This window comes from Ochrobactrum sp. AP1BH01-1 (assembly GCF_018066705.1).
Taxonomy (GTDB): domain Bacteria; phylum Pseudomonadota; class Alphaproteobacteria; order Rhizobiales; family Rhizobiaceae; genus Brucella.
In genome coordinates this window covers 727769-749087 of the sequence record NZ_JAGPOU010000002.1, presented here as the reverse complement: position 1 = coordinate 749087, position 21319 = coordinate 727769, and the positions used below count along the sequence as shown (strand labels likewise).

Here is a 21319-nt window from a genome sequence, read left to right as displayed (position 1 = left end):
TATCTTAGAAGCGACCGGGGTCGCCTGGAGAAGAACATATGGCAACGAAGGTTAAGGAAAACGAAGAAGCCGAAGTCGAGCGCGAGGGTGCTGCTGACGGTCCGCTTCTCGACCTTTCTGACGACGCTGTCAAGAAGATGATAAAGGTCGCGAAGAAGCGCGGTTACGTCACCATGGACGAACTGAACGCCGTGCTGCCTTCCGAGGAAGTGACGTCCGAGCAGATCGAAGACACGATGTCGATGCTGTCCGATATGGGCATCAATGTCGTTGAAGACGACGAGCAGGACAATGACCGCGAAGAAAACAGCGACGACGACTCAGAAGAGGGCGGCGATCTGGTCGAATCCGGCGGCACGGCTGTTGCCACCACCACGACCAAGAAGGAGCCGACCGACCGTACCGATGACCCGGTGCGCATGTATCTGCGCGAAATGGGTTCTGTCGAGCTTCTGTCGCGTGAAGGCGAAATCGCGATTGCAAAGCGCATCGAGGCCGGTCGTGAAACCATGATCGCCGGGCTTTGCGAAAGCCCGCTGACCTTTCAGGCAATCATCATCTGGCGCGATCAGCTGAACGATTCCAACATCTTGCTGCGCGAAATCATCGACCTCGAAACCACTTATGCCGGTCCGGAAGCCAAGCAGGCGCCGGTGATCGAGCGCGTGGAAGAGGAAAAGCCGCGCGATGACAAGCCTCAGCGCCGCTCGCGTGACGACGACGACATCACCAATGTCGGCGGCGACATGCCGGTGGAAGAGGAAGAAGAGGACGAGGACGAAGCCAACCTGTCGCTGGCGGCCATGGAAGCCGAACTGCGTCCGCAGGTCATGGAAACGCTCGACCTCATCGCCGACACCTACAAGAAGCTGCGCAAGCTGCAGGATCAGCAGGTCGAGGGCCGTCTGGCCGCGACCGGCGAGCTGTCGTCCAGCCAGGAGCGCCGCTACAAGGAACTGAAGGATCAGCTCATCAAGGCAGTGAAGTCGCTGTCGCTGAACCAGAACCGTATCGAACAGCTCGTCGAACAGCTTTACGACATCAACAAGCGTCTGGTGCAGAACGAAGGCAAGCTTCTGCGTTTGGCCGAGTCCTTCGGTGTGCGCCGCGAGGAGTTCCTGAAGGAATATCAGGGCCACGAACTGGACCCGAAATGGGTGGAGCGCGTGAGCACGCTTTCGGCACGCGGCTGGAAGGAATTCGCAGCCAAGGAAGAACGCACCATCGACCGCCTGCGTTCTGAAATCCAGATGCTGGCGACCGAAACCGCGATTTCGATCGGCGAATTCCGCCGCATCGTCAATCAGGTGCAGAAGGGCGAGCGCGAAGCAACCATCGCCAAGAAGGAAATGGTGGAAGCCAACCTTCGTCTCGTCATTTCGATTGCCAAGAAGTACACGAACCGTGGCTTGCAGTTCCTCGATCTCATTCAGGAAGGCAATATCGGCCTGATGAAGGCTGTCGACAAGTTCGAGTATCGCCGCGGCTACAAGTTCTCGACCTATGCGACATGGTGGATCCGTCAGGCGATTACCCGTTCGATTGCCGATCAGGCGCGCACCATCCGCATTCCGGTGCACATGATCGAAACGATCAACAAGATCGTTCGCACCTCGCGCCAGATGCTGCATGAAATCGGCCGCGAACCGACGCCGGAAGAGCTGGCGGAAAAGCTGGCCATGCCGCTTGAAAAAGTGCGCAAGGTTTTGAAGATCGCCAAGGAACCGATCTCTCTCGAAACGCCGGTCGGCGACGAGGAAGATTCACATCTGGGCGATTTCATCGAGGACAAGAACGCGCTTCTGCCGATCGATGCCGCCATTCAGGCCAATCTGCGCGACACGACGACCCGTGTTCTGGCTTCGCTGACGCCGCGTGAAGAACGTGTTCTGCGCATGCGCTTCGGCATCGGCATGAACACCGATCACACGCTGGAAGAAGTCGGCCAGCAGTTCTCGGTCACCCGCGAACGTATCCGCCAGATCGAAGCAAAGGCACTGCGCAAGCTGAAGCATCCGAGCCGGTCGCGCAAGCTGCGTTCGTTCCTGGATAGCTAAACGATATAAAAGGGGAGGCGATATGTCCTTTTTGAAGCGTCTTTTCGGTGGAGGTACCGCCTCCGAAACACCGGCAGAGCCGAAAGAGGCCGGTCGTCTCGAGCACAAGGACTTTCTGATCATTGCCACGCCCTATAGCGAGGGCGGGCAGTATCAGGTCTGCGGTGTCATCTCGAAGACGGTCAACGGCGAATTGAAGGAATATCGTTTCGTGCGCGCCGACCGCTGCCCGGGCATCGAAGATGCTGCCAGTATTGCACTGAACAAGGGACGGCAGATCGTGGATGAGCAGGGCGAACACATCTTCAGCTGAAGATGGAAGTTTTATCAAAATGAGCCGCGCATCCCTGATGCGCGGCTCTTTTGTGTTTACCGTCAGTGCGGATGGCAGACGAGTGAAACGATTTTCCGGACCACCGGCAGGACGGCGAGGAGGACCGGGAAAGCGACGACCCATGAGAGAGCCCATGATGACATCCAGCTTGATGCGAGATCGGGATGGCTGATGCCAAGGCTTTTCGCCGTTGCGATCAGCGAGACGACGAAGGTCATCATGATCGATAGAATGAAAGGCATCACAATGGATGCATAACGTGCGGGCAGTTTTCTGCTGCGTGCGCATTCAAACCGGGACATGAGAGTTCCTGAATATTATGCGGGAAAGGCGCAACGAAACATCAATGCGAAATGCCGTTCCCGGCGGATTGATGCGTTGCCTGACGTAAGACGCTTACGGTCACGGTAATGACGCCCGACTGTTATCCTGATAAAGACCGCATTTCAAGCGTCGTGAAATGGCGGCGATTTGTCCACGCCATTCCGGACATAATTCCATTATACGCTGCATCATGAACGACAAACCATTCTGGCGCACCAAGACCCTGAACCAGCTTACCCGCAGCGAGTGGGAAAGCCTTTGCGACGGTTGCGGCCAATGTTGCCTGCACAAGTTGCAGGACGAGGACACCGACGAAATCTATTGGACGAGTGTCGCCTGCACGCTGCTCAATCCCGAAACCTGCCAATGCCGCGATTATCCCAACCGCAAGAAGACGGTGCCGGACTGTGTGTTCCTGACGCCGGAAATCGTTGACGAGGTGGACTGGCTGCCGGTGACATGCGCCTATCGTCTGGTTGCGGAAGGTTCGGACCTGTACTGGTGGCACCCGCTTGTTTCCGGTTCGCCCGAAACCGTGCATGAAGCAGGCATCTCCGTTCGCGGCAAGGTGACGGCCTTTGATCACGATATGGAAGACGATGATGATTATCTCGATCATATGGTAATGCCCGGCGACCGGTGACGGATCGCCTGTATTATTCAAACATTGCGTAAATTTAATCCATGTCCCGAACAGAACGGCGCGAGTTCTGTTCTCTTCTAACTCATTGAATTTATTCATTCTCTATAGGGGATTTGCAGATACGCCTCCCGCTTCACGGAAAGCTGAACGGTACATGAATGATGGTTTTTCATTCTGTTCATCTATTGCGGGCTACTTCTCGGGTGTCCCAGGCAAGAACTGGAAACAAATCGAAAGAGGTTCAAAGATGTCTGCTATTTCGCTCAAGTCGCTCGCTGTAACCGCCGCCCTTGGTGTTGCCGCCATCTTCACGACGGCAGCTTCAGCCAGCGCTGCATCGCCGGTTGCCGTTCCTGCTGTCAGCACGTCGGCAGGTTCTGCCATCGTGAATGTCGACTACCGCGGTCATCGCCACGGTCGCCCCGTCTATCGTGGCCCTGCCTGCTCGGTCGAAGGCGCCAAGATGAAGGCCAACCGCATGGGCATCCGCAATGCGCGTGTCGTCTATCGCGGCAAGTCGGTCCAGGTTCGCGGCTTCCGTCACGGTCGCCCTGCCGGTGTCGTATTTGCGAATGTGCGTGGCTGCCCTATCATTCGCTAAGCCGCGTGATTTAAGTTTCAAAAGCCCCGGCCTGTGCAATCAGGCCGGGGCTTTTTGTCGTTCCTATAAAAGAAAGGGACGCTGATGCACCCCTTTTTATCCGAAGTCAGCTAGAGCGGCCCCGCTTTAACGAAATCGTTGGAGCCGCTCTATCTATGTGTTTCCAAACGCAAAACTGTTTCACACTTTTGCTGGAAATGCTCCAGCCGTTAATCCTTGATTTCAAAAACGACGTTGACCGAAACATTGTAGCTGTTCTCGCCTGCCGCAACCGGCACGGCGTCTTCCGGTGCTGCCGCAGCCATGGTCTTGAACTGCGCGCGCGCGATCGGCATCGGCATGGGTGGGCGGCTCTGCTCGTTGATTTCGACGACGCGACCAAGAGTGACACTGGCGGCATCGGCAAGGGTCTTTGCCTTGGCGATGGCATCGGCAACGGCACGCTTGCGCGCTTCGTTGATCGTGGCCGAAGGATTGTCGTTCACGAAGTTCAGGTCGCCGCCCTGATTGACGCCGAGCGTCACGGATTCGTCGAGAACGTTTCCGACCTTGGCTAGATCGCGCACACGCACCGTCAGGCTGTTTGAAACAGTGTAACCGGTGATGCTTGGCTCTTTCAGGCCGTTCTTGTCGTCCGGATAGACGTAGCGCGGCTGGATGTTGATGCCGCCGGTCTGAAGATCACGGTCTTCAATGCCAGCCTTCTTCATGGCTTCGAGTACCTTTGCCATGGCTTCGTTGTTGGCGGTCATGGCTTCGCGGGCGGTCTTTGCCTCGCGCAGTACGGAGAGATTGAGAATGGCCATATCGGGCGAGGCGGTCATGGTGCCCTCGCCGGTGACGGCGATACGCGCAGGCTGCTTCGTCATCTGATTCTCCTGTGCCAGAGCTGGCAGCGTCAGAGCGCCTGCGAGCACGATTGCAGAAAAGGAGGTTGCAAGAAGAGTGGTAGCGCGGTTGTTCATAAAATCTCCTGTAGAGAAAGTTGAGGCAGCTCTGACAGAGCAGCCCGTGCCGGGACGGCTGGCCGCTTTGCCTTTGAAATCGTTTATTTCTTAAGTTCCCTCTCATGCCTTGAACCGACGATATCAGATTCGAATTGCGAGCCAAATGCAACCGCTGGTTCAAATCAGAACACCGTGGTTCCAGAGCGGTTTCCGTTGAAGTCCGGTCGCTGGAACCGCCCTAACTACTTGTTTCATCGCATTATCCCTGGCAAAACCGCGTCGCGCTTTTGCTGGAAATGCTCACGGTTGCATGCATCGCAACTGAATATGTGCGCATTAGGGCAACTGATGCATTTGACAGCTTGTGTCCCGGCGTTCTTTAGGGTAGGGCAGGGATGCGTGGGGCCTGTAGCTCAATTGGTTAGAGCCGGCGGCTCATAACCGCTTGGTTGGGGGTTCGAGTCCCTCCGGGCCCACCATTTTCCTCCCAGTCAGTTTGTAGCAATAGCTAATTCCAGTCGGAACCTGCGCTTTGTCCGTGGGCCGCTCTGTTCGACATACCTTGCGTTTCGGTCTGATTGCAAACTTTCAACAAATTTTAGCGGTTCGTTAAGAAAATAGTAACGCAATGAAACAATTTTTTAAGTGACGTGAATTGGCAACAAAATGGAGGTTTTGGGCGATGAGAAAAAATGCAACCACCGTTGCGCTGGTATTGGCGGGGTTGGTGGCGAGTTCTCTCGCGGCTTCAGCGAAGACGAGTTATTTGGGTGAATTTCGGGATTGGGGTGTTTACCAGAACACTGACCTTGCAGGAAACAAGTGCTATGCCTTGACTGTGCCGATCAATTTTCATCCAGCCGGTGTGCGGCACGGCGATAATTTCGTGATTATCTCCAAGGCGGATGGACAATACAGCCCTCAATTGGTGATGGGATATCAGTTGAAGGCCGACAGTTCGGTCAATGTGATGGTGGACGGAGCGCGTTTCCCGTTTTTCAGCGAAGGCAATCGCGCCTGGGCGGAAAATGTCGCCGATGAGGCAAAGCTGGTACGCGCGATGCGCGCGGGCAAGACGCTCAATGTGCAGGCGACGTCCGCGCGGGGCACGCAGACCCGTTATACGTTTTCGCTGATGGGGCTGTCGGCCTCCTTGCAGCGCGTGGACAGCTGCCGATAGCAAAAAGAAAAAGCCCTGCCGGCTGGCAGGGCTTCGACTTGAAATTGGGGCGTTAGGAAAGCCAGGTTTGACGATTATACCAATCGTCCAGCTCGGACCTCACACGGTCCTTCTCGATGCCGTAGCGTTCCTGGATTTTGCCTTCCAACTGTTCGCGCTGGCCGTTGATCTGGTCGAGATCGTCATCGGTGAGTTTGCCCCACTGTTCCTTGATCTTGCCCTTGGCCTGTTTCCAGTTTCCTTCAACGCGATTCCAGTCCATTGGTCGTTCCTCCGTTCTGGGTTGGTTATGGTTAACTAACGCAACGGAACACGATTGGTTCAGTAAAAAATTGCGGAATCCGCTCAGAGACCGAGAAACCGGAAGGGCTCGCTCTCCTTGAAACTGTCGTTGACGAGGCCATTGAAAGTGTTGGTTTGATTGACGCCGAGGTCGAGTTTCTTCACTTTGCCGGTCTCCGGTGAAAAGTCGATTTTCTTCAGATCGACCCAGAAGACATTCGGTGTCAGAGCGGATTCAAAGAAGTAAAGCTTGCGCTTCTGGTCAGCTACCGTTCGCCAGCGGGTGGAGGAAATGTTCGGCTGGTCAGGCGTCGTCAGGCCGAAAGGAACGGATGTGTTCCGAATGACACTGAACACACTGGCAATCGACTTGACCGGATCTTCGGTTTTCGGGACGGCGTTTACGTAGAACGATGCGCGCGCAAAACGGTCGGCAGCGCGATTGGTGCCCGGCAGCATGACAGTGCCGCCAATCTGGGTCCAATAGGCATTGAGCGCCAGCTGTTCGTCATAGGTCGGCGAGTTGGTCATCACCTGATATTGCTTGCCGTGATGGATTACCTGCTTGCCGTCGATATATTCGATGACCGCGCTGTCGCCGCTGGAATCGGATATGGCCAGATGTAGCGTAGCCAGCCTGTCTTCTCCGGGAACCTTGTCCGTTACGATTGTAAAGGGATCGGTGCTCAGCTTTTTGACCGCCTCGTCGACAGTAGCGAAATTATCGAGCACATATTGCGCCCAGGCCGCGATGCTGAGGCCCGGCGTGGTGCCGTCATATTTGGGATATTCGGATTCGACCAGCCACAGCGCGCCAACGGAGAGTCCTGCTTCGTTGAGCCCGTCGGTTGTGGAAATGTCGTAACCGGAGGCGATGACGCTGCCATATTTGGACGTCCATCGGAGCGAATTCTTGCCTGCCTCGCCGGAACGTTTCATGCCGCGTGGAAATATCCAGAGATTGGTTGCAACATCCACTTTCCAATCCATGGATCGGGCGGTCATCACCTGGTCGTCGTCCCCATGATAGACGAAACGCGTACAGGCTTCTGCAACTGGTGCGGCAAGCATGCTACCTGCAACGAGCGCTGTGATGCAGATGCTTGAAAAAGACCGCTTCGAAATTGGCATGGATAGTCCCTCTCTGTTGCCCGGAATTTCAGGGCAGGATTCGCGCTGGCTGTTGAGCGAATGCCCTTCGCAACGCGATATAAGGCAGTGATTGCAGTTGGAAAGACAGGCGTTCTAAACCCTTTTACTTGAAGCATAATCTTATAGATCCCCGTTCCACACCGGTCGGATTATGCTCTAACGCTCCCCCATATATCCGCGCTGTTTCCATTGCTGCAATGGCATGATGTCCGGTGGCCCTCCGCCTGCCTCATACCAGGAATCGACGGCCCAGCGCTGCCCCTGCCTGTCTTCGATAACCGCGGTCCAGTGCGGGTAACGACCGTCGAAGAACGCACCGCGGGAGGCGCGCCGGGCGACGGAATGATGCTTCAGCCAACCGCGTGATTGCAGATAGCGCAGGAAACCATCGGTATTGGTGGATTCATCTATGCAATCCATCTGCCCCTTGATGCGAGCCTTGCCGAACTGCATTTTCGGCTTGTCGCGAACGCCGATGGTCGCGGTGCTGCGCTGTTCGAAGATCGCCACCGCCGCCCGCAATGCCTTCCGCTCGCCATCTGCACTTCGATTGCCGTTCTGCAGCAGATTGCGGATGCGCTGTTCGTCCCTTGACGTCAGCGTAACCTTGGTCCGGTAGTAGCATTCGTAACCGTGGCAGACGCTGAAGGTCTGTGCCGAAGCCAGCCCGACCGGGAACATCAAACCTATGAGGATGCCCGTGCCCAGCAGTTTTATCAAATCGCTGCTCCGTATCCGATTGACCGAATTTCCGTGCAATTTCAGTAAGATAAAATAGACCGAATCTCCCGATATTCTAGCGCTGCTTGTGGCTGGTGAAAAGCAGGGACGGCTCCAGACGCTCCAGTCCCTGATAGGGATTGGCGTGAATGGCCAGTATCCAAAGACAGAACGAGGCTGTCAGCGAGTAGATGACGAGCGCTTTCACGCCAGCCCGCACGCGATCGGCGTGGGTGGCGGCGATGGTTATCGCGGTCAGAAATGTGAGCGAAAGCACAAGATACCATTTGTAATAGTCGATTGAGGTCGAACCGACAGCCAGACGGGTATTGCGTGCGTCCTGTAATTCATCGAAGTCGTTGATGAGTTGGGAAATTACGGGCGAGGGGACGTCGGTGCGTGCCAGATTGATGATCTCGCGCCTTATATTCTGCAACGCGGTTTCAACGGAATCTGCCGGCTCGACATTGATCTTGTCGCGCCATTCGTCGTCGATGACGGCAAGCCGATAGCTGGTAAGAGCGGCGGTAAGATCGGGCGCGTTCAATATTTCTGCTCTGGACGTTCCGATCAAGCGGGAAATGGCCGAGCGTTCTTCGCTGGTGGCTTGATCAGCCCGGGAATTGACACTCCAGATATCGGCCGCGACAAAGCCGAGCGATAAAGCCCAGGCTGTGGCGATGGTGCCGATGAAGGCGCCGATGGGAATCGACAAAACATCGCTGGCTGCGTGTTTTGACAGCATGTCCAGTGCGAAACGCCCGACTGCATAGAACACAATTCCGAGTATGACGAAGGCCGCAAACGACAGATAAATCGGCAGCTCGAAGATAAAGGCCATTCATTCCCCCTCAGAGCGCTTCCAGTCGATCGGGCCGCTCCAACTCATTGTTCTGGCGGATATCTTTCCCGAAAGCCGCTTTCAGCGACGCTCCGATATCCGGCATAGTGCCAGCTAATATTAGGGAGAAGTGGTTGAATTTTACTTAGGCCGACGATCTGTCACTCCGGAGCCTGATCATTTCCAATTTCGACGGACATATTGAGCGGACCGAAATAATGGGAGCCAGAAAGAAAAACCCGCCGGTTGGGCCGGCGGGTCGAACGACTGATATCAAATCTATCGCGATCAGAACGAGACGGAGAAACCGACGACAGGCCCATGCTGGGTCACGTCATACTTGAACTTCGCAATCGTATCGTTGTCCTTGTAATCCTGATAAAGCGCCCGATAACCGACGCGGAACGTCGTCGGCACATCGAAAACCAGCGTGCGGTAACCGAGATAGACCTGGCCATTGGCGCTGAGTTTGGTCCCAGCTCCAAAACCGCCAATATCGGCCTCCGCAAAAATGTTCCACCGGTCATTGATATCATAGAAGACGCGCGTTCCTACGAACGGATCTGTCCACTCCACCTTGCTCGTTTCGTTGAAGCGGCCAACTTGCAATCCTGCTTCCAGCTTTGTCCAGCGAACGCCGACTGTCGGCTCGATCGCGAAGACGCGCTGGTTTCCGAACAGAGTCGTTCCTTCGAGCTGCTGCTCATAGATTCGATAGTAAGCGCCAGCCGACAAGCTCGCCGTCTTGATGTCGAGAGCAAGTTCGTTGTCGCGGAGGCTTTCGTCCTGACTGGTCTTGACGTACTGCCCGTCGATGAAAAAGCCGAACGTACCGTTGGAAATATCGACATTGCCCATCAGGCCCATATCGAGATTGTCGAAAATCTCACTGAACGGCATATGCACATCGGTGCTGCGGCCGAGCAATCCGGCGCTGCCATTCAAAGATGCACCCCAGAGATAAGGGCTGAAGACCACCCGCCAGCGCTGCTGATCCTGAATTTCTGGTTGTGGCGCTACGGCGTCCGCGGCAAGTGATGCCGTTGATACACCAATTAAAACAGTTGATGCTAATATAATACTTCTGGAAAATTTTGACAGTAAATTCGCGTTCTGGTTACGTGATATTCCGTTTTTCACTGAAAAAGCCCCCTCAGTATGTATTAGCATATGCGTCAATACATCAGACTCGAATCTCTTTCCATATATATGTTAATATTTCCACGAAATAAACTCATATTTATATTGGATTTGTTTGCCGGTCGATGGGAGCGGAGCCGTTTACTGACAATGGCCCCGGTACTCCCTCTTCTGTGGTTCCTCGCTGAAATGCGGGTGAGTTGGCGTCGTTATACGTCGTTCCAGAACTGGATCTCGCAAATTAATGATGACCGGAATTGTCGCCCTTTTTTCCCGCACCATTGATTATGGTTTCGAGCAGCCAGGGCCTGCGGTCGATTATTTCGGACAGTTCCTGAAGTCCGATCTGCGAGCCGGCTTCCTTCAGCAGTGCGTTGGCGTCAGAGGCGGATCCGTTTTCACCTTCGAGCGCCAGACGGTGCGCCCGGCGGATCAGAAGCTCGGGCTGCGTAAAACTGCTCTCGGCGAGTCTTTTCTCAATTCGGCGCTGTAGCTCTTCCGGAGCAATCATCTGCTGAGTTCCTTCATTCCTGTAAAAACTGCGCAGCCACTGCTGGCTACGATCCGCAACCCGGAATCTATGTTGAGATTAAGTTTTTACCACGCGACAATTCGTACAAACCGAGCATGTGGCCGGATTTTACTGCGTGGATGCGTGGGTGAGATGACGGGTTCGTTCGACTTTAGTATCACGGGATAGTAACGAAATATTTCAGCACATCAAATCCGCAAAATAGCCAATTTATTGCCACGCTTTCTCTTGTTTGCATCTGACGTGCTACTTACATAGCCGATACGCCTTGGCGGGAAGAGGAGTGGTCAGCCGAAACGTGTGCGGGAAGCGGATTTCGCTTCGCGGGTCCGTTGTGCGGTCTCCAGCGCCTGTTTCCGTTTGATAACAATAATAATCCGATGGTTTGCAATGGCCACTCTTCGCTATTTCATCTGGCCCATGGTTTTTACCGTATTGGGTCTCGCAGGTGCCGTCTGGCTCGGTTATGAATTGACCGGCACTTTTGGAGGAATGGTCTCCGTCTTCATCATCTGTGCGGTTCTCAGCGTTCTGGAAATTTCGCTTTCCTTCGATAATGCCATCGTCAATGCCCGCATCTTGCGCGACATGACGCCGGAATGGCAGCATCGCTTCCTGACCTGGGGCATTGTCATTGCCGTTTTCGGCATGCGCATCATCTTCCCGCTGGCCATCGTCGCGGTTGCCATGTGGACCGATCCGATCTCGGCGCTGAAACTCGCCATCTGGCAGCCTGATGAATATGCGCGCGTGATCTCGGAATCGCATACCGGCATTGCTGCCTTCGGCGGTACATTCCTGCTGATGGTCGGCATGAAATACTTCTTCGATGTCGAGAAGGATGTGCACTGGATCAAGGCCATCGAAAGCCGCATGTCGAAGTTCGCCTCGGTTCAGGGGGTGGAGATCGGCGTCGCTATCGCACTCATCATCTTCTTCTCCTACCAGTTGGATGCCGGGCATTCGCACACCTTTCTGATCGCGGCCCTGTTCGGTCTTCTCACCTTCCTTGCTGTCGAAGGGCTGGGCGAGGTGCTGGACGCGACGCAGGAACAGATGGACATGGTCCATCGCGGCGGTTTGGGCGCCTTCATCTACCTCGAAGTGCTCGACGCCAGCTTCTCGTTTGACGGTGTTATCGGAGCTTTTGCGCTGACCACAAACCTGTTCATAATCGCCATTGGTCTGGGTATCGGTGCCTTCTATGTCCGTTCGCTCACCATCATGCTGGTGGAGCGCAAGACGCTTGGACAGTATCGTTATCTCGAACACGGCGCGTTCTATGCCATCCTGGTTCTGGCGGTGATCATGTATGTCCAGACACTGGTGCATATTCCGGAAGTCATCACCGGTGTTATCGGTGCGGTCCTGATCGGTCTCTCGTTCATGTCTTCGCTGCGCTACAACCGGCTCAATCCGAACTGGCAGGAAGAAGCCGAAGAAGCCACAGGGCATTGATCGCACCTCCTATCGGTCTACCAAACGGGCAGCTCCGGCTGCCCTTTTTTGTTGGTCTTGACCGAATCGCCGGAGTTGAAGACCATTGATGAATGCGATGGGTTTCGCAATTTTGCCGCTGATCGTCTCAAATGCAGCGATGCGGCTTACCGGGGAGGCACGTTTCCATGGTCGTTACACGGTTGAGCAAGACCGCCTTCGTGGCGGCAATCGCCTTTTTTGCAACGCTGGTTTCGTTCGGCAATATCACCGACTACGACACCAATTTTGCGTTCGTGCAGCATGTTCTGATGATGGATACGATCTTTCCCGATGCGACCATCAAATACCGGGCCATAGACAATCCGACTCTGCACAATGCAGCCTACATCCTGATCATTGCGGCTGAAACGCTGACCGCCGTTCTTTGCTGGATCGGCGCATTTGCGATGCTTGGGCGCTTGACCGAACGGGCGACGAGCTTCAACCGCGCCAAGAAATGGGCGATCGCAGGCCTGGCGCTTGGCTTTCTGGTCTGGCAGGTCGGTTTCATGTCCGTCGGCGGGGAATGGTTCGGCATGTGGATGTCGCAAACCTGGAACGGGATTGAATCCGCGTTCCGGTTCTTCATCACCATCATCGCCGTATTGATATTCGTCGCGATGCCCGACGGTGAACTAGAGTAAGTGCGATGCCGAAACAGGCTCGTCGATCAGCTCGACGCCAGCCTGTTTCATCTTTTGCAGCATGATGTCCATCGAGCCGTTGAGGTCGATGCCGCGACAGGCATCGAGACGGACGCGCACCTGAAAGCCTTCGGCTACTGCATCGAGTGCCGAATAAGCGACGCAGAAATCGGTGGCGAGGCCCACCAGCGTGAGAGAGCCGATACTGCGTTCGCGCAAATATCCGCCAAGGCCGGTCGGCGTTTTATGATCGTTCTCGAAGAATGCTGAATAGCTGTCTATCCCGATGCGGAAGCCCTTGCGGATGACGAGCTGCGCTCGCGTCCATTGTAGTTCGGGATGGAAATCGGCTCCGCGGCTGCCTTGCACGCAATGGTCGGGCCAGAGCGTCTGTGGGCCGTAGGCCATTTCGACTGTATCGAAAGGCTTGGCGCGGGGATGGGTCGAAGCGAAGCTTGAATGGTTGGCCGGGTGCCAATCCTGCGTGAGGATGACGTTTTCGCTTTCCTCGATCAGCCGGTTGACGGTGGGAATGATTTCATTGCCGTGAGCGACCGCCAGCGAACCGCCGGGGCAGAAATCATTCTGAACATCGATAACCACCAGTGCATGACCGATCATAAGGCGCTCCCGCTTCGCTTGCTCTGCCAACCAACTATAGCCAGACAGGGTTCGCGAGACCAGCAATAAGCCGTGTTCTGGTATAACATGGACAAGGGTGCTACGGACGATTCCAATCAGGAACCAGACAGGAAGCGATATGACAGACGTAATCGTCCGCGACAGCAATGGCACTCAGTTGAATGACGGAGATTCCGTCACGCTCATCAAAGACCTGAAGGTCAAGGGAACTTCCACGACATTGAAGCGCGGGACGCTGGTCAAGGGCATTCGCCTTACCGGAAATCCGGCGGAAGTCGATTGCAGCACCAAGCAGGTCAAGGGGCTGGTGCTGCGGACCGAGTTTCTGAAAAAAGCCTAGAGCCTGTTCCAGCACTCACCCTGTGTGAGTGCAAGGTCAGGCATCGATCTCCACGCGGCCGCGCGGGCGACTGCAGCAGGCGAGAATATAGCCTTCCGCGATCTCGTCGTCGCGGATGCCGCCATTGTGGTTCATCTCGGTCTCGCCGCCGAGGCACTTCACCTTGCAGGTGCCGCAGATGCCGAATTCGCAGGCGCTTGGAATCTTGAGCCCGCCATTGCGTGCCGCAAGCAGGATCGTGTCGTTTTCCGTGCATTCGACTTCCACGCCGGAAAGGCTGAAGACGACGCTGGCGGAAGCTACCGCCGGGGCGGCGGGCGCTGCCGCAGCCGTCTCGGAAAGCGTTGAAGGCACCGGAACCGACGAAATCTCGCTCGCCGGATTGAAGCTTTCCTGATGGTAGTTGGCCATGTTGAAGCCGGCTTCTTCCAGCAGGCCGCGCACACCGTTCATGAACGGCTCCGGCCCACAGCAAAACACCTTGCGATGCAGAAAATCAGGCGCCAGCAGTTCGAGCCGGGCGCGGTCGATGCGCCCATGCAGGCCCGGCCAGACATGGCGTGCCGATGATTGCTCTACGATGAAGGCCAGCCGCATGGCTTCCATGCGGCCGGACAGCAGTTCCAACTCCCGGCGGAAAATGATGTCGTCCGGCGTGCGGGCGCAATTGATGAAGGCGACGTCTGTTGCCGGGGCGCAGTCGAACAGCCAGCGCGTCATGGAGACCATCGGCGTTATGCCGGAACCGGCGGAGACGAAGAGATATTTTTCACCGGGATGGTTGGCGAGCGAGAAATCGCCGTTCGGCCCATACGCCTTGATCTTCATCGGCGGACGCAGATTATCCAGCATCCAGCGCGTGCCGATGCTGCCCTTCTGCGCCTTGACCGTGACGGAGATGTGGTAGGGACGGGAAGGGGTCGAGGAAAGCGTATAGGTCCGCAGCACCGGTCCGAGGCCGTCGGCCCTTTCGATCGGCAGTTCGAGTGTGACGAACTGGCCCGGCGTATAGCGGAACCAGTTGTCTTCAGCAGTCTTGAAGGAGAAGGTCATGACGTCTGGCGCTTCTTCGATGGCCGAGATGCATTCCAGCATCTGCAACCTGTCGTTCCACGGCAGCATCTCATCCAGATATTTCAGAGGCTGCATGGCCTTCTCACTTCTCGATTCATATTACGGTATCAGGCGACGCGGCTGAGCTTTGCCGCTTCGCCGCGCAGACGCGGCGTCATGGTGTTGGTGTACCATTCGAGGAACTGCATCACGCCGCCTTCATGCTCGACCGAATAAGGGCCGGGCTGATAAGCGGGCGACCGGATGCCCACCGCATTTTCTTCGACGATCTGCCGGTCCTGATCGTTGGTCTGTATCCAGACGTGGGTCAGTTCATCGAGGTTGTAATCCACACCTTCGACAGCATCCTTGTGAACGAGCCATTTGGTCGTGACAAGCGTTTCCTCGGCGCTGATCGGCAGAACGCGGAAGGAAATCGCGTGATCCGCCATGAGGTGGTTCCAGGTCGATGGATAGTTGAACAGGAGCATGGCGCCGATGTTGGTGCCGCCCGCCACCTGATCGCTGAGTGGCTTATTGACAGCCGCCTTGCCGGACATGGTGTAGCTCACCGCGTCGCGCAGGAGCGGGATGCGGGTGATGCGGTAGCGACCGTCTTCCGACATGTTGAATTGTGCTGGCAGGCCGACGCTGGCGCAATTCTTCCAGAGCTGGTTGATCTCGGGGTCTTCCATGACGCCCTGCACGCCGGTTGCCGACGGCGCTTCCGGGTAGGTGCGGCAAAGTTCGGGATGGTTCGCGGCGCAGTGATAGCACTCGCGGTTGTTTTCCCAGACGAGCTTCCAGTTGCCCTTCTCGATGATCGAGCTTTCAAAGGCGACCTTCGCATCCTTGATATTGTGCGGCGCGAGATAAGGCTCGACCAGATTGCGGAAAGCCCCAAAATCGGGTGCTTCGTCAGCGACGCAGATATAGATATAGCCAGCGACGGTTTCGCAATGGACCGGCTTGAGGCCGTATTCGGCTGGTTTGAAGTCCGGGCCGACCTGACGCGCGAAGAGCAGGCGTCCGTCCAGTTCGTAGGTCCACTGGTGATAGGGGCAGACGAGCTTTGCGGCAGTGCCCTTTTCGGCAGCGCAGATGCGCGAGCCGCGATGGCGGCAGGAATTGTGGAAAGCGCGAATGCCGCCCTGCGCGTCGCGAACGATGACGACTGGATAAGCGCCGATCTGCACGGTCAGATAGGAGCCGGTCTTCGGCAGCTCGCAGTCGTGGCCGACAAACAGCCAGTCCTTGTAGAAAATGTTCTCCAGATCCTGCTTGTAATATTCAGGATCGGTGTAGAATTTCTGCTCCAGGCTGAAATTGGGGTCGCGCCCGGTCAACAGCCCCAGCATTTCGTTGCGAACGTCCATAGCCTCGAACCCTTGCTTTCCATCTTGGACCGGCCTTCTGCTGTTCTCCCAGCGACTATGGCTCGATCCGGTGTTCCCTTTGTCTTCCGGAAGCACGGCTTGTCCCGTTATCTCAATGGCTTGCCCACATCTTCCGAGGTGAGTGGACTGGCTTCCGTTATCCTGATTCAATCACTGAACTATTCTAAACGCGCATTGGGATGCGACATGGTTTTCGCGTAAAGACGACACGTCAAAATATCGCGTTTACGACGTTTCCGGGATTGCAAATTGGTTTAAAAGCCAGTTACCACGTCACCACATCCCAATCTGTTTCATTCCATGGGAGGCTCGGTGGCCATGAAACGTTCTGAAATCAACGAAATCATTCGCGAAAGCGACGCTTTCATCCGCTCTTTCGGCTATGTCATGCCGCCTTTCGCCTATTGGTCACCGGAGGAATTGAAGGCGCGCACCTCGTCCGATGCGCACGCCATCCGCGACGCGCGCCTCGGCTGGGATATTACGGATTATGGGCAAGGCAAGTTTGCCGATCTCGGCCTGTTCCTTTTTACCACGCGCAACGGCAATGCCGAGGACCTCAAGCGCGGCGGCGGCATGCTTTATGCCGAAAAGATCATGATTTCGCGTGAAAATCAGCTTTCCCCGATGCATCGCCATGTGGTGAAGGCAGAGGACATCATCAATCGCGGCGGCGGAACGCTGGTGCTCGAACTGTTCAACTCGCTTCCGGACGGCAGCGTGGATGAGGAAACCGATGTAACGGTCGCAACCGACGGACGCCTTGTGACGCAGAAGGCCGGCGCGCATCTGAAGCTGCAGCCGGGTGAAAGCGTGACGCTGCTGCCCGGCAACTGGCATGCATTCTGGGGTGAGGGCGGCGACGTTCTGATCGGTGAGGTTTCGACGGTCAACGACGACCTGACCGACAATATTTTCCGCGAGCCTATCGGCCGCTTTTCGAATATCGAAGAAAACGAGAAGCCGCTGCATCTCCTGGTGTCCGACTACGACAAATGGCTGTGAGCCTACCGATATTTCGGCTCTGGCCGCAGCGAATGGCGTTGTTTGACACTTCCGGTCCGCATGTAACTTTAAGTGAACGACGCTCCGGTTTTCCAACGTCGCCATTTCCGGCAAACCGGAACCGGAATCTCAACAGGCTCTCGCGAAGCAAACTGAAGGACTGAACAAATGAAGCTGGCGATGATCGGAACGGGCTATGTGGGGCTGGTTTCGGGGGTGTGTTTTGCCGAATTCGGCTTTCACGTCACCTGCGTCGACAAGAATCCTTCGATCATCGAGCGGCTGAAGGCCGGAAAGGTCACCATCTTCGAGCCGGGGCTCGATGAATTGCTGACCCGCAATATTCGCGATGGCCGGCTGGAGTTCAGCACCGATCTTCCGGCCAGTGTCGCGGATGCCGACGTCATCTTCATCGCTGTCGGCACGCCGTCCCGCCGCGGTGACGGCGAGGCGGACCTGCAATATATCGAAGCGGCTGCGGATGAAATCGCCGCCGCCATGAAGCCGGGTGCCGTGGTCGTCATCAAGTCGACGGTCGTGGTAGGCACCAATGCGCGCATACGCGACCGTATCAAGGCCGCCAATCCGGGTGTGCCGTTCTCGATGGTGTCCAATCCGGAGTTTCTGCGCGAAGGTTCGGCAATCGAGGACTTCATGCGGCCTGACCGCGTGGTTGTCGGCGTGGAAGACGAGCGCGGCAAGGCCGCGATGCAGCGTCTTTATCGTCCGCTTTATCTGCGTGAAACGCCGATGGTCGTCACGTCGCTGGAAAATGCGGAAATCATCAAATATGCGGCCAATGCGTTTCTGGCGATGAAGGTGACGTTCATCAATGAGGTGGCCGATCTCTGCGAGAAGACTGGCGGCAATGTGCAGGAAGTGGCGCGCGCCATCGGCATGGATAATCGCATCGGCTCGAAATTCCTGCATGCCGGTCCGGGTTTTGGCGGGTCATGCTTTCCGAAGGACACGCGCGCCTTTGCTGCAACCGGCAAGAAATACGAGGCGCGGCAATCGCTGATAGAGCAAGTTATCGCTGTCAATGAAGCGCGCAAGCAGTCGATGGCCGAACGGATCGTGGCCGCCGCCAAGGAAAGCGGTGCCCAGACCGTCGCTGTTCTTGGTGTTGCCTTCAAGCCGAACACTGACGATATTCGGGAGTCTCCGGCGCTTGATATTATCGCTGCCATTCAAAAGGCGGGGATCAATGTACAGGCGCATGACCCGGAAGCCATGGACGCCGCAAGAGCGGTGCTTCCCGGTGTCGTGTGGTGCAATTCAGCCTATGAAGCGGCGAAGGAGGCGGGCGTCGTGGCCCTGCTTACCGAATGGAACGCTTATCGCGCGCTCGACCTGAAACGGTTGGCCGGGGTCATGGCCGGAAATGTGCTGATCGATCTGCGCAATGTCTACAAGGCAGAAGACATTGCCGGCACAGGACTTGATTACCGTTCGGTGGGGCGGACGCTTCTGGTGTGACCAGAATATTTTAGCAAAAGTGGATGTCTGGCAAGACTTGGCGCGGCTCATGACGCACGGCGTCGTGTTTAAACACTTCGCTGAAATTCGATTTTCTCATGATGCTCTTCTTGTTTCAAAGCCAGGAATGAGAGAGCACGTCTACAAATCTTGTGGCCATTTAGAGTGTCGATCTGATCCGATCAGATCGGCGCCTTATCTGTTTTTTGGCGCGCATTTATCTGCATGGTTTTACAGCTGTAGTTAATCATGGTTTGACGGATGTATTTTATTCGGAAATACTAAAATTTAGACAATAGATAATTATCTATAATGAATCCACTTATAGTAAGTGTAGTATTTTTTATAAAACATTAACGGTGGCATTATGTCGAATGAACAATATTTTCACGCTAATTCAACTGGCGTTCAACCGACGGCTGGCGGAGCTGACTCCATTGCGGTTGGTGTGCAGGCAAGAACAAAAGGCGCTAATCAGATAGCTATAGGTAGCAATGCCATCGTTGACGACGTGGGGATCGGTGCCATCGCTATTGGTAAGGATGCCCGAATTAGAGACCGTTCCGGCAATCAAGGCGCTCTGGGAACCGGTACAATCGTTATTGGTGACAGTGCAGTTGGCTATTCCAATAATTCTGTAGTCATTGGCGATCACGCAGAAAGCGCACATTCGAATAACGTGTCGGTGGGGAGCGGTGCAAAGGGGGGGCTATCAGGAAGCGTCACCGTTGGCGTCGGTGCTCAAGGACTCGGATACTGTGCAGTTTCTGTTGGTGGCGGTTCTCTTGCGGAAAGGGATGGGTCGATTTCTGTTGGTTACGGTGCTCAAAGCCTCGCGATTGGTGCGGTTGCTATTGGCCAGGCTTCGGTTGCTGACGTGGCCAATTCGGTATCTGTCGGGAGTAAGGGAAAAGAGCGTAAAATCGTCAATGTAGCCGATGCAAGCCTCTCGGAGACGAGCACCGAGGCCACTACAGGACGGCAATTGTTTGTTACCAACCAGAATGTAACGAGCAATACCCAGGCGATTGGTTCGAACACGAACAGAATCACGCAACTGGAAGGTCGTACTGACGTTCTGGAACATGAAGCTGTTCGCTACGATACCGAACAGCACGATGTGGTTACCTTTAACGCGGCAGGAGCTGAAACGCGATTATCGCACGTCGCCCCCGCGGTGGAGCCCAATGATGCGGTGACCAAAGTCCAATTGGACAATTTGGATCAAAAGCTCCGATACTTTCGGGCGCGGGGCGAAGATGGTAGTGATACGGAAGCAGCAGCTGAAGCTGATGGCAGCATTGCTGTCGGCAGTCATTCGATTGCGGAAATGGCTAATTCGGTTTCCGTTGGTTCCCGTGCTCAAAGCCTCGCGATTGGTGCGGTTGCCATTGGCGCCGGTTCGATTGCGGATTTGGCTAACTCGGTATCTGTCGGGAGTGCGGGAAGCGAGCGTAAAATCGTCAATGTGGCCGATGCAAGCCTCTCGGAGACGAGCACCGAGGCCACTACAGGACGGCAATTGTTTGTTACCAACCAGAATGTAACGAGCAATACCCAGGCGATTGGTTCGAACACGAACAGAATCACGCAACTGGAAGGTCGTGCTGACGTTCTGGAGCATGAAGCTGTTCGCTACGATACCGAACAGCACGATGTGGTTACCTTTAACGCGGCAGGAGCTGAAACGCGATTATCGCACGTCGCCCCCGCGGTGGAGCCCAATGATGCGGTGACCAAAGTCCAATTGGACAATTTGGATCAAAAGCTCCGATACTTTCGGGCGCGGGGCGAAGACGGTAGTGATACGGAAGCAGCAGCTGGTGCTGACGGCAGCATTGCTGTCGGTAGTAATGCGCGCGCACATATGCCTTACTCTATAGCGATGGGACAAGGCAGTTTGTCGAATGACCATTATGTGATGGCATTAGGAGCAAACGCCGTGGCAGATAACAATGCCTATGTGGACGATCATCTGTATGTCAGTCAGGCATTTGGCGCAGAAAGTATAGCGCGAAATGGCAGTCTTGCCTTTGGGCACAGCACTCAAGCGACGGCGATGCTGGGTATCGCAATGGGTTCTGGTGTGACTTTAGACTCGGGCTATGGGGTTTCTATTGGTACCAGAAGTCAGGTGAGAGGTGATCACGGGACGGCAGTCGGTGCTCTTGCCGTCGCGGAGGAGGTGCGGACTGTCGCCCTCGGCGCAACAGCTGTCGCCAAGGGTAGCGAGAGTACGGCTGTGGGCAGCATGGCGCAGGCATGGGGGCAGAATAGCACCAGCTTAGGTTATACCGCTTTGGCAGCCGGCGATTTCTCCGTGGCGATTGGACACCAGTCGCGAGCGCCTCTAGCGTGGAGTGTGTCTTTTGGAAATGCTTCCATTAAGCGGCAGTTAGTGAACGTTGCAGCTGGTATTGATACTAACGATGTCGTGATCGTAGGGCAGTTAAACCAGGCTCTGGAAAGGCTAGAAAAGAAGATCGCGCAGCTCGAAGCGCAAATAGCGGCTCGCTAGAGATGCCGG

Annotated in this window: 22 protein-coding genes and 1 tRNA gene; 12 read left to right on the top strand and 11 right to left on the bottom strand. The window is 55.6% G+C overall.

Annotation, left to right across the window (positions count from 1 at the left end):
- The first annotated feature begins 38 nt into the window (after positions 1-38).
- Both rpoD and J9800_RS08980 read left to right on the top strand, forming a co-directional pair.
- Positions 39-2057 carry an RNA polymerase sigma factor RpoD gene (gene rpoD / locus J9800_RS08985; protein WP_112585851.1) on the top strand — a complete coding sequence of 673 codons (2019 nt, stop codon included), beginning with the start codon at positions 39-41 and terminating at the stop codon, positions 2055-2057.
- A 22-nt stretch (positions 2058-2079) separates the two neighbouring features.
- Positions 2080-2370 carry an HlyU family transcriptional regulator gene (locus J9800_RS08980; RefSeq protein ID WP_114216354.1) on the top strand — a complete coding sequence of 97 codons (291 nt, stop codon included), beginning with the start codon at positions 2080-2082 and terminating at the stop codon, positions 2368-2370.
- A 62-nt stretch (positions 2371-2432) separates the two neighbouring features.
- Here the strand turns inward: J9800_RS08980 and J9800_RS08975 are convergent, their stop codons facing one another.
- The gene (locus J9800_RS08975; RefSeq protein WP_114216355.1) at positions 2433-2693 is read right to left on the bottom strand and encodes a DUF2798 domain-containing protein; all 261 of its coding nucleotides are present in this window, start codon (positions 2691-2693) and stop codon (positions 2433-2435) included.
- A gap of 212 nt (positions 2694-2905) precedes the next feature.
- Here J9800_RS08975 and J9800_RS08970 point away from each other — a divergent pair, with 212 nt between their 5' ends.
- Both J9800_RS08970 and J9800_RS08965 read left to right on the top strand, forming a co-directional pair.
- On the top strand, positions 2906-3358 hold the full coding sequence (locus J9800_RS08970; RefSeq protein WP_114216393.1) for a YcgN family cysteine cluster protein: 453 nt from the start codon (positions 2906-2908) through the stop codon (positions 3356-3358).
- A 247-nt stretch (positions 3359-3605) separates the two neighbouring features.
- Positions 3606-3959 (top strand): antifreeze protein, encoded by a 354-nt coding sequence (locus J9800_RS08965; protein WP_112585999.1) that lies wholly within the window; start codon positions 3606-3608, stop codon positions 3957-3959.
- Positions 3960-4168: 209 nt separating this feature from the next.
- Here J9800_RS08965 and J9800_RS08960 read toward each other — a convergent pair whose 3' ends face one another.
- Positions 4169-4924, bottom strand: coding sequence for an SIMPL domain-containing protein (locus J9800_RS08960; RefSeq protein WP_114216356.1), 756 nt, complete (start codon positions 4922-4924; stop codon positions 4169-4171).
- Positions 4925-5308: 384 nt separating this feature from the next.
- Between J9800_RS08960 and J9800_RS08955 the strand changes: the two genes are divergently transcribed.
- Both J9800_RS08955 and J9800_RS08950 read left to right on the top strand, forming a co-directional pair.
- Positions 5309-5385 (top strand) — tRNA-Ile (locus J9800_RS08955).
- 203 nt (positions 5386-5588) lie between these two features.
- The gene (locus tag J9800_RS08950; protein ID WP_114216357.1) at positions 5589-6086 is read left to right on the top strand and encodes an invasion associated locus B family protein; all 498 of its coding nucleotides are present in this window, start codon (positions 5589-5591) and stop codon (positions 6084-6086) included.
- A 52-nt stretch (positions 6087-6138) separates the two neighbouring features.
- Here J9800_RS08950 and J9800_RS08945 read toward each other — a convergent pair whose 3' ends face one another.
- The 6 genes from J9800_RS08945 to J9800_RS08920 all read right to left on the bottom strand — a co-directional run bounded on the left by J9800_RS08945 (position 6139) and on the right by J9800_RS08920 (position 10732).
- Complete coding sequence (locus J9800_RS08945; protein ID WP_112585861.1) at positions 6139-6348, bottom strand: CsbD family protein; 210 nt, start codon at positions 6346-6348, stop codon at positions 6139-6141.
- Positions 6349-6431: 83 nt separating this feature from the next.
- Positions 6432-7439 carry a linear amide C-N hydrolase gene (locus J9800_RS08940; protein WP_286167607.1) on the bottom strand — a complete coding sequence of 336 codons (1008 nt, stop codon included), beginning with the start codon at positions 7437-7439 and terminating at the stop codon, positions 6432-6434.
- A 237-nt stretch (positions 7440-7676) separates the two neighbouring features.
- Positions 7677-8237: a hypothetical protein gene (locus tag J9800_RS08935; protein WP_114216394.1), complete on the bottom strand. Its 561-nt coding sequence runs from the start codon at positions 8235-8237 to the stop codon at positions 7677-7679.
- A gap of 79 nt (positions 8238-8316) precedes the next feature.
- Positions 8317-9081 carry a bestrophin-like domain gene (locus tag J9800_RS08930; RefSeq protein ID WP_114216359.1) on the bottom strand — a complete coding sequence of 255 codons (765 nt, stop codon included), beginning with the start codon at positions 9079-9081 and terminating at the stop codon, positions 8317-8319.
- A gap of 288 nt (positions 9082-9369) precedes the next feature.
- Entirely contained in the window at positions 9370-10251 is an 882-nt protein-coding gene (locus J9800_RS08925) for a hypothetical protein (protein ID WP_286191624.1), read from the bottom strand.
- Between the two features lie 211 nt (positions 10252-10462).
- Entirely contained in the window at positions 10463-10732 is a 270-nt protein-coding gene (locus J9800_RS08920) for a hypothetical protein (protein WP_114216360.1), read from the bottom strand.
- A 411-nt stretch (positions 10733-11143) separates the two neighbouring features.
- On the opposite strand from J9800_RS08920, the gene J9800_RS08915 reads away from it, so the two are divergent.
- Both J9800_RS08915 and J9800_RS08910 read left to right on the top strand, forming a co-directional pair.
- Positions 11144-12211 (top strand): DUF475 domain-containing protein, encoded by a 1068-nt coding sequence (locus tag J9800_RS08915; protein WP_112585870.1) that lies wholly within the window; start codon positions 11144-11146, stop codon positions 12209-12211.
- 167 nt (positions 12212-12378) lie between these two features.
- Positions 12379-12876 (top strand): DUF2165 family protein, encoded by a 498-nt coding sequence (locus J9800_RS08910; protein ID WP_114216361.1) that lies wholly within the window; start codon positions 12379-12381, stop codon positions 12874-12876.
- Here the strand turns inward: J9800_RS08910 and pncA are convergent.
- Positions 12868-13497, bottom strand: coding sequence for a bifunctional nicotinamidase/pyrazinamidase (gene pncA / locus J9800_RS08905; RefSeq protein ID WP_114216362.1), 630 nt, complete (start codon positions 13495-13497; stop codon positions 12868-12870). The two genes, J9800_RS08910 and pncA, sit on opposite strands and share 9 nt — an antisense overlap.
- A 139-nt stretch (positions 13498-13636) precedes the next feature.
- Here pncA and J9800_RS08900 point away from each other — a divergent pair, with 139 nt between their 5' ends.
- A complete protein-coding gene (locus tag J9800_RS08900; RefSeq protein WP_006467255.1) occupies positions 13637-13858 on the top strand; it encodes an alkylphosphonate utilization protein in 222 nt (73 codons plus the stop codon).
- Positions 13859-13894: 36 nt separating this feature from the next.
- Here J9800_RS08900 and J9800_RS08895 read toward each other — a convergent pair whose 3' ends face one another.
- Together J9800_RS08895 and J9800_RS08890 are read right to left on the bottom strand one after the other, a co-directional pair.
- The gene (locus J9800_RS08895) at positions 13895-15007 is read right to left on the bottom strand and encodes an FAD-binding oxidoreductase (protein WP_114216363.1); all 1113 of its coding nucleotides are present in this window, start codon (positions 15005-15007) and stop codon (positions 13895-13897) included.
- A 32-nt stretch (positions 15008-15039) separates the two neighbouring features.
- Complete coding sequence (locus tag J9800_RS08890; protein WP_114216364.1) at positions 15040-16287, bottom strand: aromatic ring-hydroxylating oxygenase subunit alpha; 1248 nt, start codon at positions 16285-16287, stop codon at positions 15040-15042.
- 339 nt (positions 16288-16626) lie between these two features.
- Between J9800_RS08890 and J9800_RS08885 the strand changes: the two genes are divergently transcribed.
- The 3 genes from J9800_RS08885 (at position 16627) to J9800_RS08875 (ending at position 21310) form a co-directional block, all read left to right on the top strand.
- Complete coding sequence (locus tag J9800_RS08885; RefSeq protein ID WP_112585880.1) at positions 16627-17313, top strand: D-lyxose/D-mannose family sugar isomerase; 687 nt, start codon at positions 16627-16629, stop codon at positions 17311-17313.
- A 168-nt stretch (positions 17314-17481) separates the two neighbouring features.
- Positions 17482-18792 (top strand): UDP-glucose dehydrogenase family protein, encoded by a 1311-nt coding sequence (locus J9800_RS08880; RefSeq protein ID WP_114216365.1) that lies wholly within the window; start codon positions 17482-17484, stop codon positions 18790-18792.
- 367 nt (positions 18793-19159) lie between these two features.
- Positions 19160-21310: a hypothetical protein gene (locus J9800_RS08875; protein ID WP_210845696.1), complete on the top strand. Its 2151-nt coding sequence runs from the start codon at positions 19160-19162 to the stop codon at positions 21308-21310.
- Positions 21311-21319 lie beyond the last annotated feature (9 nt).

Coding starts and splice junctions, on each gene's coding strand:
- rpoD (WP_112585851.1), top strand. CDS start 39: ATGGCAACGAAGGTTAAGGAAAACGAAGAAGCCGAAGTCGAGCGCGAG.
- J9800_RS08980 (WP_114216354.1), top strand. CDS start 2,080: ATGTCCTTTTTGAAGCGTCTTTTCGGTGGAGGTACCGCCTCCGAAACA.
- J9800_RS08975 (WP_114216355.1), bottom strand. CDS start 2,693: ATGTCCCGGTTTGAATGCGCACGCAGCAGAAAACTGCCCGCACGTTAT.
- J9800_RS08970 (WP_114216393.1), top strand. CDS start 2,906: ATGAACGACAAACCATTCTGGCGCACCAAGACCCTGAACCAGCTTACC.
- J9800_RS08965 (WP_112585999.1), top strand. CDS start 3,606: ATGTCTGCTATTTCGCTCAAGTCGCTCGCTGTAACCGCCGCCCTTGGT.
- J9800_RS08960 (WP_114216356.1), bottom strand. CDS start 4,924: ATGAACAACCGCGCTACCACTCTTCTTGCAACCTCCTTTTCTGCAATC.
- J9800_RS08950 (WP_114216357.1), top strand. CDS start 5,589: ATGAGAAAAAATGCAACCACCGTTGCGCTGGTATTGGCGGGGTTGGTG.
- J9800_RS08945 (WP_112585861.1), bottom strand. CDS start 6,348: ATGGACTGGAATCGCGTTGAAGGAAACTGGAAACAGGCCAAGGGCAAG.
- J9800_RS08940 (WP_286167607.1), bottom strand. CDS start 7,439: ATGCTTGCCGCACCAGTTGCAGAAGCCTGTACGCGTTTCGTCTATCAT.
- J9800_RS08930 (WP_114216359.1), bottom strand. CDS start 9,081: ATGGCCTTTATCTTCGAGCTGCCGATTTATCTGTCGTTTGCGGCCTTC.
- J9800_RS08925 (WP_286191624.1), bottom strand. CDS start 10,251: ATGCTAATACATACTGAGGGGGCTTTTTCAGTGAAAAACGGAATATCA.
- J9800_RS08920 (WP_114216360.1), bottom strand. CDS start 10,732: ATGATTGCTCCGGAAGAGCTACAGCGCCGAATTGAGAAAAGACTCGCC.
- J9800_RS08915 (WP_112585870.1), top strand. CDS start 11,144: ATGGCCACTCTTCGCTATTTCATCTGGCCCATGGTTTTTACCGTATTG.
- J9800_RS08910 (WP_114216361.1), top strand. CDS start 12,379: ATGGTCGTTACACGGTTGAGCAAGACCGCCTTCGTGGCGGCAATCGCC.
- pncA (WP_114216362.1), bottom strand. CDS start 13,497: ATGATCGGTCATGCACTGGTGGTTATCGATGTTCAGAATGATTTCTGC.
- J9800_RS08900 (WP_006467255.1), top strand. CDS start 13,637: ATGACAGACGTAATCGTCCGCGACAGCAATGGCACTCAGTTGAATGAC.
- J9800_RS08895 (WP_114216363.1), bottom strand. CDS start 15,007: ATGCAGCCTCTGAAATATCTGGATGAGATGCTGCCGTGGAACGACAGG.
- J9800_RS08890 (WP_114216364.1), bottom strand. CDS start 16,287: ATGGACGTTCGCAACGAAATGCTGGGGCTGTTGACCGGGCGCGACCCC.
- J9800_RS08885 (WP_112585880.1), top strand. CDS start 16,627: ATGAAACGTTCTGAAATCAACGAAATCATTCGCGAAAGCGACGCTTTC.
- J9800_RS08880 (WP_114216365.1), top strand. CDS start 17,482: ATGAAGCTGGCGATGATCGGAACGGGCTATGTGGGGCTGGTTTCGGGG.
- J9800_RS08875 (WP_210845696.1), top strand. CDS start 19,160: ATGTCGAATGAACAATATTTTCACGCTAATTCAACTGGCGTTCAACCG.